12 protein-coding genes and 1 pseudogene are annotated in these 13,157 nt (G+C 62.4%); 3 read left to right on the top strand and 10 right to left on the bottom strand.

Going from position 1 to position 13,157, the window contains the following annotated elements:
* Positions 1 to 34: 34 nt before the first annotated feature.
* The 3 genes from ACS0VV_RS07735 to ACS0VV_RS07725 all read right to left on the bottom strand — a co-directional run bounded on the left by ACS0VV_RS07735 (position 35) and on the right by ACS0VV_RS07725 (position 3,847).
* The gene (locus ACS0VV_RS07735) at positions 35 to 1,054 is read right to left on the bottom strand and encodes a LacI family DNA-binding transcriptional regulator (protein WP_483532137.1); all 1,020 of its coding nucleotides are present in this window, start codon (positions 1,052 to 1,054) and stop codon (positions 35 to 37) included.
* Between the two features lie 85 nt (positions 1,055 to 1,139).
* The gene (locus ACS0VV_RS07730; RefSeq protein WP_483532136.1) at positions 1,140 to 2,132 is read right to left on the bottom strand and encodes a polysaccharide deacetylase family protein; all 993 of its coding nucleotides are present in this window, start codon (positions 2,130 to 2,132) and stop codon (positions 1,140 to 1,142) included.
* 35 nt (positions 2,133 to 2,167) lie between these two features.
* Positions 2,168 to 3,847, bottom strand: a complete 1,680-nt coding sequence (locus ACS0VV_RS07725) for a histidine kinase dimerization/phospho-acceptor domain-containing protein (protein WP_483532135.1) — start codon at positions 3,845 to 3,847, stop codon at positions 2,168 to 2,170.
* A gap of 208 nt (positions 3,848 to 4,055) precedes the next feature.
* On the opposite strand from ACS0VV_RS07725, the gene ACS0VV_RS07720 reads away from it, so the two are divergent.
* The gene (locus tag ACS0VV_RS07720; protein ID WP_151975219.1) at positions 4,056 to 4,517 is read left to right on the top strand and encodes an Lrp/AsnC family transcriptional regulator; all 462 of its coding nucleotides are present in this window, start codon (positions 4,056 to 4,058) and stop codon (positions 4,515 to 4,517) included.
* Positions 4,518 to 4,584: 67 nt separating this feature from the next.
* Positions 4,585 to 6,081 (top strand): annotated as a pseudogene (locus ACS0VV_RS07715) (alpha-amylase family glycosyl hydrolase); the annotation flags it as partial.
* A 317-nt stretch (positions 6,082 to 6,398) separates the two neighbouring features.
* Here ACS0VV_RS07715 and accC read toward each other — a convergent pair.
* The 6 genes from accC to ACS0VV_RS07685 form a co-directional block, all read right to left on the bottom strand.
* A complete protein-coding gene (gene accC / locus ACS0VV_RS07710) occupies positions 6,399 to 7,748 on the bottom strand; it encodes an acetyl-CoA carboxylase biotin carboxylase subunit (protein WP_483532134.1) in 1,350 nt (449 codons plus the stop codon).
* A 9-nt stretch (positions 7,749 to 7,757) separates the two neighbouring features.
* Entirely contained in the window at positions 7,758 to 8,255 is a 498-nt protein-coding gene (accB, locus tag ACS0VV_RS07705) for an acetyl-CoA carboxylase biotin carboxyl carrier protein (protein ID WP_483532133.1), read from the bottom strand.
* 89 nt (positions 8,256 to 8,344) lie between these two features.
* Positions 8,345 to 8,779 (bottom strand): type II 3-dehydroquinate dehydratase, encoded by a 435-nt coding sequence (gene aroQ / locus ACS0VV_RS07700; protein ID WP_483532132.1) that lies wholly within the window; start codon positions 8,777 to 8,779, stop codon positions 8,345 to 8,347.
* A gap of 51 nt (positions 8,780 to 8,830) precedes the next feature.
* Positions 8,831 to 9,304, bottom strand: a complete 474-nt coding sequence (locus ACS0VV_RS07695) for a hypothetical protein (protein ID WP_483532131.1) — start codon at positions 9,302 to 9,304, stop codon at positions 8,831 to 8,833.
* Positions 9,305 to 9,359: 55 nt separating this feature from the next.
* On the bottom strand, positions 9,360 to 9,773 hold the full coding sequence (locus tag ACS0VV_RS07690) for a holin family protein (protein WP_483532130.1): 414 nt from the start codon (positions 9,771 to 9,773) through the stop codon (positions 9,360 to 9,362).
* 78 nt (positions 9,774 to 9,851) lie between these two features.
* Positions 9,852 to 10,562 (bottom strand): DUF6445 family protein, encoded by a 711-nt coding sequence (locus ACS0VV_RS07685; protein ID WP_483532129.1) that lies wholly within the window; start codon positions 10,560 to 10,562, stop codon positions 9,852 to 9,854.
* 60 nt (positions 10,563 to 10,622) lie between these two features.
* Here ACS0VV_RS07685 and ACS0VV_RS07680 point away from each other — a divergent pair, with 60 nt between their 5' ends.
* Positions 10,623 to 12,164, top strand: coding sequence for a tryptophan halogenase family protein (locus tag ACS0VV_RS07680; RefSeq protein ID WP_483532128.1), 1,542 nt, complete (start codon positions 10,623 to 10,625; stop codon positions 12,162 to 12,164).
* Here the strand turns inward: ACS0VV_RS07680 and ACS0VV_RS07675 are convergent.
* Positions 12,161 to 12,814, bottom strand: coding sequence for a toxin-activating lysine-acyltransferase (locus ACS0VV_RS07675; protein ID WP_483532127.1), 654 nt, complete (start codon positions 12,812 to 12,814; stop codon positions 12,161 to 12,163). The genes ACS0VV_RS07680 and ACS0VV_RS07675 overlap by 4 nt on opposite strands.
* Between the last annotated feature and the right edge of the window lie 343 nt (positions 12,815 to 13,157).

Here is a 13,157-nt window from a genome sequence, read left to right as displayed (position 1 = left end):
ACCCCTGCCCAAGGGGAGGGGAGACTTGCCTTGCCTACCTCGCCCTCCACACACTCTCCCGCTCGACCAGCTTGACCGGTGCGCGCATCTGCCGCGCGGTGCCGTCGCCTTCCGCCAGCCCCAGCGCCGCCTTGGCGAGCAACATCCCCGCCTCGCGGAAATCGGGTTCGACAGTGGTGAGCGGCGGATTGCTATGTGCGCCTGAACCCAGCCCGTCAAAGCCAATCACCCCGACATCCTGCGGCACGCTGCGACCATGCGTCGCCAGCGCTTCCAGCACGCCGAAGGCCATTGCGTCGCAGGAGCAGAAGATGCCGTCAAACGCCATGCCGCTCTCCAGCAGCTTGGCGACGGACAGCCGCCCCTGTTCGGCGCGCAAAGGAGCCTCGACCCAGACGGGCGCGGCGGCTTCCAGCCCGTTCTCGGCCATCACCGCGCAGTAGCCGTCATAGCGTTCGCGGAACTGGTTCTGCGTTTCCGAGGTGTCGCCGATAAAGGCGATCTGCCGGTGTCCGCCAGCCAGCAGCCGTTCTACCGCGAGCTTTGCGCCCGCATGATTGTCCGAATCCACGCGGTCGTGATCGGTGTAGGGTGATCCCCAGCAAGCGACCTCGGGCCGGGCGAGGATCGGGCGGTGATATTCCCATGCCGCGTCATTGGTGCTGGTACCCAGCAGCACAATCCCGTCCGCCTGCCGCGTTTCGATATAATCGCTGTCGAAATGGCATTCTTCGGACTGGAAGCTGACGAGCGCCTGATACCCCAGTTCCGATGCCGCCGCGCAGGTGCTGCCGAGCAGATTGTAATGGAACGGATTGATCTCGGTCGCGCCCTTGCCGGGGCGGGTGATGACGATGATCGCGATCGTGCGCGTCTTGCCGCTGCGCAGTCGTGCGGCGCGGGCATCGACGCGGTATCCCAGCGCATCCGCCGCCTCGCGCACGCGCGCCCGCGTCTGTTCGGTGATCGAAGGATCGCCCGATAGCGCCCGCGACACCGTCGATTGGTTGACGCCAGCGCGTTCCGCCACTTCGAAGGAAGTTACCCTGTGCATGGGATGTCCGCTCAATCCTCTCTCGCGCGCGGTTTTAACGCGGTTGGACACAAAATCCACCCGCCACTGGCACCCCGGGGAAAAGTCAGCGGATCACCGTCATCATCACGTCGGCCACGCTCGAAGGTTTGACCCCGCGCTGTTCGCAATAGGCGAAGATGCGCCGCCACCAGTCGTAGAGCTGGTCGAGATCCTCCTCGGTCCGCACATAGGGGGTGTTGCCGGGCACCAGCGACGGGCTGTGGAACGAAAAGACGAGCAGCGGCGCGCCATCATCCAGCGCGATGTCGATCCCGCGAATGGCCTCTTCCGCGCTCGTGCCCTCCGGCGTTAGCGGAACCCGCTCCAGAAGGCCCGTGCGGGAAAGCAGTCCGCGCATCGCGGGTGCGCGCCAAAGGCGCGGATAAATCGCCTCCCCCTGCCGCCGCAGCAATCCCCAGAACGACGTCGTAAGCGGCAGTTCGAGCAGCGTCTTCGCATCGTCGAGCCAGTAGGGATGGATCGGAAATTCGCGGTAATCGGGCCCGCCCGCTTCCGAATAGTCGAATTTCGGGCGCACCGAGCTATCGATGGCAATCCCGTTTTCGGCGAGCAATTCGGCAGTGTTCGGCCCGAGGCCATAACGGCCTGCACGGTAAATCAGCGGCACGGTGCCGAAATTCTGTTCGATCCGGTCGCGCAACTGGCGCAGTTTGGCGGCTTCCAGATCGCGCGGCAGATTGCCCGCGAAGGAATTGGCCTGCGTCACCTCCTCCTCGTGCGGAGGGTTGACCCACGGGTGTAGCTGCACCCCGATCTCCGCACGACCTTCGGCCAGCGGCGTGCGCAGGATCTCCGCTGCCAGCGGCGAATTGGCGATGGGCCAGTCGACCAGATAGATCGGCACCACCCGGCTGCGTTCGCAAAATTCCTGGAACTTCTGCAATCTGCCGACGTGCTGCGTGCCCTGGCTTTCGCGCGAGAGCGGTTTGTCCCAGTCGAATTCCTCTTCGGTATCGACGGTCAGCAGAAAACGCGGGATGCGATCTCTGAACCGGGCACGGTGTTCCGCCTGGGGCCTGTCAATAAGCCTGCGCATCGCCTTTGCGGCACTCCATCAATTACGGCGGGCTGTTACCCGCTCGCACGTCCCGAAACCGCGCTAGAATCGCCGGTGGCGGCGGTCAAGGCGGGGAGCGAGAGTGTAATCCGATTTGTTTTACAAATTAGTGTGCCGCCCGCATTTTCCGCTTCCGCCTGCGCCAGCTTGAAAGCGAAGGCCGGGCCAAACGCGCCCGCGCTGACGGCGCGCGGCCTGCCCGTGTCAGGCGGTTCCGTAGCGGTTGCATCGCGCAACGATTGCGGCGCGTCCATTTCCAGCGTGATCGTTGTGCCGCTGCTGGTGAGCACAAGATCGGCATCCTCGCCCGGAGCCAGCGCTGCCGCCGCACTCGCCAGCAAGCGCCAGCACAGCGCCATCACTTCGCCGCGCTCGATCCCGACTATGAAAGCGTCGCCGCTGACATTGAGCGAGAACCCGGCATTGCGCGGGCGCAGCACCCCTTGCAGGCGTTGGACCGTTTCGGCGACGCACAGCCGCATATCGGCCTCGCCCGGGGCAAGATCCAGCGCGCCGCTTTCCAGTTTCACCAGCCGGTCAACTTCGTCAAAACCGGCGAGCAGCTTGGCGGCATCGACCGCAATCGCGGCGGCGTGGGCGCGGTACTCGTGCGGGGCGGGGCCGAACAATTGCTGCTGGATGATCTCGGCAAAGCCCTGGATGGCATTCACCGGCGTGCGCAATTCGTGCAGCACCTGCCGCATCCGGTCGCCATGGCTGTCTGTTTGCGCAGGCTCGGCAATAACCGGGCGGCGCAGGCATCCGCGATAGCCGGCGAAGGCGCGGGTTTGCTCATCGAACAGCGGGGCGGCATCGATCCGCCAATCGCCCCCGATGTCGGTCAGCAGTTGTAGCGTGACAGGTGCTGTCCACACCGGTTGGCGTTCGGCAAAGGCCTTGCGCGTTTGCGGCGACGTGCGCGCGGTGGCGGCTTCGCGCGCTCCGGTAAGGCGGAGGCCGACGAGCAGGGGCGCGAGCGGATCTTCGGCCCACACCACTTCGCCGGTGGCATCGGTGCGGAATTCCACGTTAGTGACGGGCGCTTGCGGCTCTTCGTCGTCGAGTGGCAGTCGCGGAGCGACCGGGCGCGCGCCGCGCGTTTCGCGGAACGCGGCAATCCGACGCAGCAGCGCACCAATTTCTTCCTGCGCGCCGGTTGCAGGGGCGGTCTCCGCTTCGACCTCCTGTGCCAATTCGAGCGGCGGAGTTTCACGCGGCGCATTCTCCTCGGCCGGAATGCGGGTTCCGCCCGAGGGATCGGGCAAGACCAGATCGCGCACGCCCAGCCGCGCGAGCAGATCGCGCACCTTGGGTGACAGATCGCGCCGGTGCCGCAGGAATCCGCGCGAATTGACCGGCAGACCGGGAATGATGGCGAGCCATTCGTCCTCGGTCAGCCGCGCGGTCGCCATGGCGGAAGCGGAGGGCTTGGCATCCTGCGTAGCGAGAAAATTGACCAGCCGCACATCGCGCAGCCGCAAACTGCCTTCGCGCAGGATGCGCGATTGCTCCTCTTGCGGAATCGCGTCGCTCAGCTCGCCCAAGCGGGCATAGGCGCGGTCGAGCAAATCCGCGTCCGCACCTTCGGGCGATGTGCCCAGCAAGTCCAGCAACTGCCTGAATTGCGTGCGCAATCCACCTTCGCTATCTGCGCGCATTCGCAGCACAGTGGCAAGGCGATCGTCGAATTGCATCAGGGCTCCGGCGGATAGGGGGCGAAGGGCGTCCACTATCCGCATAGACCGCTTGCCGCGCGCAAACATTCGTCTTGCCAGCCGCGTTGCAAAAGGGGACAGTTGCGTGCATAAACAACAATCGGTCCGTCAATTGTCATAAAGCGTGCCGGATATTTCCTGTCACAAGGGTTGTGCCGGGGAAAATGCAATGGGAGCAGAGGGGCAAATGGCTACTCTCGATTCGATTGATCGCAAACTGCTGGCGGAATTGCAGGCAGAAGGCCGGGTGACCAATGTCGACCTCGCCAGCCGTGTCGGCCTGACCGCGCCGCCATGCCTGCGCCGGGTGCGCGCGCTGGAGGAAGAAGGCGTAATCCGCGGCTATCACGCCGATCTTGATCCGTCGAAACTGGGCTTTGCGATCACCGTGTTCGCCATGGTGAGCCTGCGCAGCCAGGCCGAGGAAGACCTCAAGGCCTTCGAAGACCATATCAAGGCGCTGCCCGAAGTGCGCGAATGCCATATGCTCAATGGCGAAATCGACTTCATCCTGAAAGTGGTGAGCCGCGACCTGCAAAGCTTCCAGGAATTCCTGACCAGCAAACTAACGCCCGCCCCCAATGTGGTGAGCGTCAAGACCTCGCTGACCATCCGCACCGCGAAGCACGAACCGGGCGTGCCGATCTGATCGGTCAACCGCATATAGCGAATGCGTTCTAAATCTCTGGAGCGCAGTATTTCGGCATAGTATACGAATGCGTGAGACTGTTCGTTTCGCATTTGCTGCATTACCAATCACTTGTGAACACAGGGGACTTCGCTTTGGGCGATGGCCACTAACCCCTGGTCGCCGGGAGATTGCTGAAATGCTGAACCTTCGTCACCGCCTGTTGCTGGCCTGTGCCGCATTGCTGACCGTTCCGGTGGGAGCCTTCGCGCAGACCGAGGAGGTTGCTGCCGAGGAGGTCGAAACCGATGCGTTCTGGCGCAACGCGACGATCTATTTCCTTATGACCGACCGCTTCGCCAACGGCGATCCGTCGAATGATCGCGCCTATGGCCGCCAACCCGATGGCGATACATTGCGCTCTTTTATGGGCGGCGACATTGCAGGAATCATCCAAAAGCTGGAGGAGGGGTACTTTCGCGATCTGGGCGTGACCGCCATCTGGACGACGCCGGTGATCGAGCAGGTGCGCCAGCCATTCTCGGAGTTCGGACGATCCTACGCCTTTCACGGCTATTGGGCACGCGATTGGACCAAGGTGGACGAAGCCTATGGCACTGAAGCAGAATTTGCCCGCATGGTGGAACTGGCGCATGAGCAGGGTATCCGCGTGGTCGTAGACGTAGTGGTGAACCATGCCGGGCCACCTTTCGAAACGGGCGATCCCGCGTGGCCTTCGGACTGGGTGCGCAGCGGGCCTGATTGCGATTGGCGGTCGTTTGCCGGGGTCGCGACCTGCCAGATCGTGCCGGCGCTGCAGGATATTCGCACCGAATCCGATACCCCTGTCGCGGTGCCGGAACACCTGATTGCCAAATGGCGCGAGGAAGGCCGGCTGGAGCAGGAGCTTGCAGAGCTCGACGCCTTTTTCGAACGCACGGGCTATCCTCGCACGCCCGCTTATTATCTGATCAAATGGAACACAGACTGGGTGCGCGAATACGGCGTTGATGCATTCCGGATCGATACCGCAAAGCACGTCGATCCGGAGGTGTGGGCTGCGCTGAAAGCAGAGGCTGAACTGGCCTTTGCCGAGTGGAAGGCGAACAATCCGGAAAGCGTTCTGGACGACCGCGACTTCTATATGTTCGGCGAGGTGTTCAATTTCGGTGCCGCCGGTTTCCAGCACGCGGTCGCTGGAACGCGTGACTATGATTACGGCGACATGCACGTCGATTTCTTCGACTTCGGTTTTGACGGCCTGATCAATATGGGCTTTGCCACCCATGCGCGCCTTCCCATACCCGACTTGTTCCAGCTTTACGCCGACGAGACCAGCGGGCCACTGCGTGGGGTAGGCTTGGTGAACTATATCTCTTCGCATGATGACCAGTCGCCGCTCGATCCGCGTCGCGAGAACCCGTATGAAAACGCGATCAAGCTAATGCTCGCTCCGGGCTCTGCACAAATCTATTATGGCGACGAATTGAGCCGTAGCCTGGTGGTTGAAGGTGCGGTTGGCGATGCGACTTTGCGTTCGTTCATGAATTGGGACGCATTGGAAACCGAAGCGGGGCGGTCAATCCTGCAGCACTGGCAGCGGCTCGCCCGCTTCCGGCAGCGACACGTGGCGGTTGGCGCCGGTGCGCATATCGAGCATTCGTGGTCTCCATACGTGTTCTCGCGCACGCTTGGTGAGGACAGGATTGTTGTCGGCCTCGCCGATCAGCCGTTTGGTGCGCTTGATGTACACGGCGTGTTCGCCGACGGCACGCGACTGCGCGAGGCGTATTCAGGTGAAGAGGTCAGCGTTGTTGGCGGCGGCGTGCAGTTCGCTACCCCGCGTTCCATCGCTTTGCTTGAGTTGGGCGGAGAGTAGCGGATTGCGGCGGGCGCCCGGCCTTACCCCTCGCGCTCCGCCAGCCAGTCTTCCAGCCATTTGATCGTATAATCGCCGCTTATCACGTCATCCTGCCGGATCAGTTCCTGGTGCAGCGGGATGTTGGTCTTCACGCCTTCAACGACCATTTCCTCCAGCGCGCGGCGTAGGCGCATCAGGCAGCCTTCGCGGTTACGGCCGTAGACGATCAGCTTTGCGATCATGCTGTCGTAATAGGGCGGAATCGAATAGCCGGCATAGAGCCCGCTATCGACGCGCACGTGCATTCCGCCAGCGGGGTGGTAATAGCTGATCTTGCCGGGTGAGGGGGCGAAGGTGAAGGGGTCTTCGGCGTTGATCCGGCATTCGATGGCGTGGCCGGTGAAGCGGAGGTCTTCCTGCGCCACCGACAGCTTCTTGCCGTCGGCGATGCGGATCTGTTCGCGCACCAGATCGACACCGGTGATCGCCTCGGTGACGGGATGTTCCACCTGCAGGCGGGTGTTCATTTCGATGAAGTAGAATTCGCCGTCTTCCCACAGGAATTCGATCGTGCCCGCGCCGCGATAGCCCATATCGGCCATCGCCTTGGCAACAATGCCGCCCATCCGGTCACGCTCTTCGGGCGTGATGACGGGGGAGGGGGCTTCTTCGAGCACCTTCTGGTGGCGGCGCTGAAGCGAGCAGTCGCGCTCGCCCAGATGGATAGCGTTGCCTTCGCCATCGCCGAAAATCTGGAATTCGATATGCCGCGGATTGCCGAGATATTTCTCAAGATACATGGTGTCATCACCGAACGCGGCCTTGGCCTCGCTCATCGCGCGCTTGACCAGCGGCTCCATCGATTCGGCATCGGGAATCACCTGCATCCCACGACCGCCGCCGCCGGCTGCGGCCTTGGCGATCACCGGATAGCCGATTGCGTCGGCGATGCGGCGCATTTCGTCGAAATCGGAAATCGCTCCGTCGGAACCCGGTACCAGCGGCAAGCCAAGCGCGCCCGCGGTCTGCTTTGCCTGCACCTTGTCGCCCATGGTGCGGATATGTTCGGGCTTGGGGCCGATCCACTTGATCCCGTGCGCTTCGACAATATCGGCAAATTGCGCGTTTTCGGACAGGAAGCCGTAGCCGGGGTGAATGGCGTCGGCCCGGGTAATCTCTGCCGCCGAGATAATCGCGGCGATGTTGAGATAGCTGTCCTTGGCCGCAGGCGGGCCGATGCAAACGGCGTGATCGGCCAGCCGCACGTGCATCGCATCGGCATCGGCGGTGGAGTGCACCGCTACCGTCTCGATCCCCATTTCATGCGCGGCGCGGTGGATACGCAGCGCGATTTCGCCGCGATTGGCGATCAGGATACGCGAAATGCCCATATCCGCCCCTTAGCCGAGCACGACGAGCGGCTGGCCAAATTCCACCGGCTCGCCATTGCCGATCAACACTGCTTTCACCGTGCCATCCTTGTCGGCGGCAATCGGGTTCATCACTTTCATCGCTTCCACGATCAGCAGGGTGTCGCCCTTCTTCACGCTGTCGCCCACCGACACGAAGTTGGCCGCGCCGGGTTCGGGCGTGAGATAGGCGGTGCCGACCATCGGTGATTTGATCGCGCCTTCATGGGCGGCTGCCGCATCCGCCGGAGCTTCGGCAGGGGCCGCTGCAGCAGGGGCTGCCGGAGCCGCCGCCACAGGCGCGGCCATCGCGGCAAACTGCGCCGGAGCGGCAGTCAGGCTGCGCGCCACGCGAATGCGCTTGTCGCCTTCTTCCACTTCGATTTCGGTGAGGCCGGTCTCGCTCAGCATATCTGCCAGCTCGCGAACCAGTTTCGGATCGACCGTCATGCCGCCTGTGCTGGCGGCGGAAGCCTTCTTCTCGGGCATGGGTTCCCCATCAGGATGTCAAAAGAATGCGAGCGGGCTAGACCCGCAATCGCTGCTTAGCAAGGGTGATGGCGCGCTTTACTGCCAGCTTACAGCCGCGCAGCCGCTTCCAGCGCCATCTCGTAACCATAGGTGCCGAAGCCCGCGATGGAGCCAAGCGCCGCCATCCCGACATAGCTCTTGTGGCGATAGGCCTCGCGCGCGGCAGGATTGGAGATATGCACTTCGATCACCGGCGTGCGGATCGACTTGATCGCATCATACAGCGCGAGGCTGGTATGGGTGAGCGCGCCGGCATTGAGGATCACCGCCTTCACGCCATCGGCCTGCGCTTCGTGCAGCCAGTCGGTGAGGTGGCCTTCGTGGTTCGATTGCCGCATATCGACTTTGAGGTCCAGTGCGCTGGCCTTCGCTTCCACACGCTCCGCCAAGTCGTCGAGCGTTTCGGAGCCGTAGATTTCAGGTTCGCGCACGCCGAGCAGGTTAAGGTTCGGGCCGTTGAGGATCATCACTGTATCGGTCATGCGTGCGTCATAGAAGACCGGAAGCAACCAGCGCAACCACCGCGCGCTTGGTCAGACGTATTTGCCGATTTTCATCGGAGCACATTGCCGGATTGCCCATTCGATATCGCTCTTGGCCATGATGAGATAGCAGCCGGGCAACCGCTCGTGCCTCACTGCGACAGTGTCAAAGAGCAGATCGGGCCAGCGCGAAGGGGCGGCGGAAATCCGGTCATACGGGATCAGGAAGGGCGGGTTGCGATAGAGATTAGCGCCGCGCCAGGCGAAAGACAGGCCTTCGCGGTGCACGCCGAGCGTCAGCGCATGATAGGTCGTGTAATCGCTCGCCATCAGTTCGCGATGGGGCGCGCTGCTGAACACGACGGGGCCGACTGGCCTGGTGGCGATTGCGGCGGGCAGGCTGGGTTTGCCAAACCGGTCGGAAAACCAGTGCCAGCGCTTTTGCTGCAAGGTGATAATGAACCAGAAACAGCCCACCAGCATCGCGAGGCCAAACAGGCTGCTGAAAGCGGAACTGATGGACATGATGGCCCCCTCTTGTGCGCAAGAGGGGGCTTAGCACGACGTGGTTAATGTCGCCCTAGCGTTCCACGCCCTTCACCTTGCCCCATTGGCGGGCGGCGGTGTAGCCGAGATAGCCGGTGCCGAAGAGCGCGTAGAGCGGTTCGGGCAACCCGGCGAGATAGGCGTTCATGCCCGCGCCGATATCCTGCGCCATCCCCGGGCTGAAGGCGGCAAGTACGCCCATCGGCACGGCGAACAGGATCATCGTATACATCACATAGAGGAAGCTGGGCCGCGCGCGGCTTGTCCAGGGATCGTGGCTGTTCGCTTCAGCAACAATGGCGGAAAGGCGTGCGGTGATTGCTTCCATTTCCTGCGATCCTTCGAGCCGGATCAGTTCGATCTTGGCGCGTTCGCGCGCTTCGGGGTCGGGAATGATCTTGTCGATGAGCGAGGCAATGGGGCCGATCAGGGATTCGAGTATGGCCATGGGTGTTCTCCGTTCGGTTGGAAGGGAGAACGCCGGTGAACCGCAATTGCACCTGTAGGAAAGCCCCGAAGCTGCGCCCTATTCCGGCACGTAATCGAGAAAGAAATTCGCCGTCAGCCGTCCCGTTTGCGGGTCGAAGCTCAACAGTTCGGGCCGCTCGATCATCCCGCTGTGCAGCGTGTTGCTGCGATAGACCAGCAGGCGGTCAGGCCGGGCATCGAAGGCGGCAATGCGGTGATAGCCGAGCGTGTTTTCATCGGGATAGCCTGCGTCCGGCGGGAGCGCCGTCTTCTCCGCCTGCCGCGCTGCCAGCCAGCTTTCACGCAATTCGGGCCCGATCTGTTCGGCATCAAGAGCAAGATGGCGGTAGAAGGCGGTGCCACCGAAATGCTCCGCACACAGGTAATGCAATACGGCAACGCGGTTTTCGGCGGCGAAATCGACATGGGGAAGTTTCTGTGCCGGATGCAGCGCCGCGGGCGCGTAAGTGACGAGCGATAGGTTGCAGTCGAAACTGCCCAGTTTCAGCGCCCGGTTAGCAAAGAAGGTCGAACGGATAAGCGGATCGAGCCGGCGCAGCAGGCCGCGCACATAGTCGCCGGGCAAAGGCGCGCGCAGGCCCGGAAAGCCGCCATTCTTGCCGACATCGCGGTAATCCTGCGTAGCGGCAAAACCGCGCAATTGCGTCCAGTCCGCCATCACTCCGTCGATCACGATTACCGGCTCCGCACTGCGCCCGATGGGCACGATTTGCGGCGTCACCGCATCGGCGAGGGCGAAGCGTTCCATGTGTGTAAGCTTGGCGCAAGCGGGCTTGCCGGTCCAGCGCCGTGTGTTAGGTTCGCGGGCATGAGCGGGGCACAACCGATACGCGAAGTGGTGATCGCCGGGGGCGGCACGGCGGGATGGATGGCGGCTGCGGCTCTATCGTCCTATTTCGAGGCTCAGCTGCGCATCACGCTTGTCGAAAGCGAAGAGATCGGCACGGTCGGCGTGGGCGAAGCGACCATCCCGCAAATCCATCTGTTCAACCGGATGCTCGGCCTCGACGAGAATGAATTCGTCCGCGCGACTGCGGCGACCTTCAAACTGGGTATCGAATTTGTCGACTGGGATGAGCCGGGAAACGCCTATTTCCACGGCTTTGGCACGGTCGGGCAGAAGATCGGCAAGCTGCCGTTCCACCAGTATTGGCTGCGCTACCGCGCCGAGGGCGGGACGCGTCCGCTCGACGATTTCAGCGGCAATGCGATCGCCGCGCGCGAAGGGCGCTTCGGCAAGGTCGCGCTGGGCGGCACGAAGCGCGGGCAGCCCGCTATCCGCCGCAGCCTGCCGCACGCTTTCCACTTTGACGCCTCGCTCTACGCGACATTCCTGCGCCGCTTTTGCGAGGCGCGCGGGGTGCGGCGGATCGAGGGCAAGATCCTTGCGGTAAAACAGGACAGCGCCAGCGGGCATATCCGCGAGCTGCATCTAGACGGCGGACGAAGGCTGGCGGGCGAGCTGTTTATCGACTGCACCGGCTTTCGCGGTCTGCTGATCGGTGAGGCGATGCAATGCCGATACGAGGACTGGTCGCGTTACCTCCCGTGCAACCGTGCCTGGGCGGTGCCGACACGGCGTGACACCCCGCCAGAACCACTGACCCGCTCCACCGCGCGCGAGGCCGGGTGGCAATGGCATATCCCCTTGCAACACCGCAGCGGCAACGGACTGGTGTTTTGCGCCGAATACTGGGCCGAGGAGGATGCCCGCGCGGCCCTCCTCGCCAATCTTGGCGGGGAGCCCTTGGCCGAGCCAAAGCTGCTGCGCTTCACCACCGGTAAGCGGCAACGCGGCTGGGTGGGGAATTGCGTGGCCATGGGACTGGCGGGCGGGTTTATGGAACCGCTCGAATCCACCTCGATCCACATGGTGCAGTCCGCGGTGTCACGGTTGATCGACTGCTTCCCGCGCAGCGATTTTTCGCCCGCGACCATTGCCGAATACAACGCGCAAACCGATTTCGAGTATGAGAGCATCCGCGATTTTCTGGTGCTGCATTACCGGCTCAATCGGCGCGAAGGGCCATTCTGGGCTTACTTGCGCGACATGGCATTGCCCGACAGTCTGCAACAGAAAATGGCGCTGTTTGCGCAAACCGGCGCGATCAACCGCTTCAACACCGAACTGTTCGATGTGCCAAGCTGGCTACAGGTCATGCTGGGGCAGGGGCTCTATCCCGCAGCGCATCATCCCATGGCCGATTGCGTGCCAAAGGATAGCCTTGCCCGCTACATTGCATCAAACGCCCGCGATGCGGCGGCGGAGGCAGAGGGCCTGCCGCTGCATCAGGACTATATCGCGCAGCATTGCGCAATCGTAGACGCTGCCGCGTCCGTCACCGCCTAATTGATCGTCGCGTCGCTTGCCGGCTTGGCGTCTCCCAGTCTCGAAGCGCCGAGTTTTTCCAGCGTCTCTTGCGGAAGCAGACGTCCGATCAGCGGATGCATCTTGAGTTGGCCCTCACCTGCTACCTGGCGGAAATTGGCGAGCACGGCGACGGTCGATTCCTGCGTCGGCGCAACGATATCGAACAACCATTTTATGTCGCCCGATGTCCATTCGTCGGCCTTCAGTCGGACAGGGAAGGTTCCCGTCTTGATCTGCTCGGTAATGCGCGCATCGACGTCTTCGGAGACATTCGCCCACAGCGCGAAGCCAATCATTTCGCGCGGCAGTTTCTGTTCGTTATCGTCCTTGTTGCGCGGATAGGCCATCGCCAGCCGGTCACGCATCAGCGGTTCGAGCACCAAGTGCTGGAGATCGCCGATAGTCTGGTTGCGATAGCGCGGTAGCATCATCATCGCCATCGCTGCCTTGCCGAAATTCTCGCGGACGCTGGCACGCAGTTTCTCGACCTGCTCGACAAATTCGGGCGGGATTTTCAGATCGCCTTCGGCACCCGTTCCAGCGGCTTTTGCGGACGGCTTGGCCGCAGCCTTTTCGCCTTTCGCGGCCACTTTGCGAATCGGTTTCTTGTCGTCTTTCTTGTCCGCCATGAAATCCCCCAATTTGTATAAAAGCGACACATTTCCGCATATTAGCGACCGTGCCTGGCGAGGCTTGTTAGACGTTTCATACGCAACGCGACAAGATTCGCAAAGAATCTGTCAGGAATCTGCATGGCTTGCTGCTTTTATACCGCGGGAGTCTTGAACTCGCCAAAAAACTGGTTTCTATTTTCCTACGTGATCCTGCGGGGGAGATCGACGGGGGAAGTGGTTTCAGGCCCCAAATGCACTCGGCCTGATATCCGTAATGACATCCTCCACCATCCGGGCCTGCACCCGGACGCCACGAAGGCTTCGATACCCGCTTGATCGACAAATGGGGGATCGGTCT

The organism is Aurantiacibacter sp. KMU-128 (assembly GCF_056933515.1).
Note: the sequence above shows the minus strand (reverse complement) of the source record. Positions and strands in the feature narration are given on the sequence as shown.

Coding starts and splice junctions, on each gene's coding strand:
- ACS0VV_RS07730 (WP_483532136.1), bottom strand. CDS start 2,132: ATGCGCAGGCTTATTGACAGGCCCCAGGCGGAACACCGTGCCCGGTTC.
- ACS0VV_RS07695 (WP_483532131.1), bottom strand. CDS start 9,304: ATGTCCATCAGTTCCGCTTTCAGCAGCCTGTTTGGCCTCGCGATGCTG.
- ACS0VV_RS07675 (WP_483532127.1), bottom strand. CDS start 12,814: ATGGCGGACAAGAAAGACGACAAGAAACCGATTCGCAAAGTGGCCGCG.
- accB (WP_483532133.1), bottom strand. CDS start 8,255: ATGCCCGAGAAGAAGGCTTCCGCCGCCAGCACAGGCGGCATGACGGTC.
- ACS0VV_RS07735 (WP_483532137.1), bottom strand. CDS start 1,054: ATGCACAGGGTAACTTCCTTCGAAGTGGCGGAACGCGCTGGCGTCAAC.
- ACS0VV_RS07720 (WP_151975219.1), top strand. CDS start 4,056: ATGGCTACTCTCGATTCGATTGATCGCAAACTGCTGGCGGAATTGCAG.
- aroQ (WP_483532132.1), bottom strand. CDS start 8,779: ATGACCGATACAGTGATGATCCTCAACGGCCCGAACCTTAACCTGCTC.
- ACS0VV_RS07725 (WP_483532135.1), bottom strand. CDS start 3,847: ATGCAATTCGACGATCGCCTTGCCACTGTGCTGCGAATGCGCGCAGAT.
- accC (WP_483532134.1), bottom strand. CDS start 7,748: ATGGGCATTTCGCGTATCCTGATCGCCAATCGCGGCGAAATCGCGCTG.
- ACS0VV_RS07680 (WP_483532128.1), top strand. CDS start 10,623: ATGAGCGGGGCACAACCGATACGCGAAGTGGTGATCGCCGGGGGCGGC.
- ACS0VV_RS07690 (WP_483532130.1), bottom strand. CDS start 9,773: ATGGCCATACTCGAATCCCTGATCGGCCCCATTGCCTCGCTCATCGAC.
- ACS0VV_RS07685 (WP_483532129.1), bottom strand. CDS start 10,562: ATGGAACGCTTCGCCCTCGCCGATGCGGTGACGCCGCAAATCGTGCCC.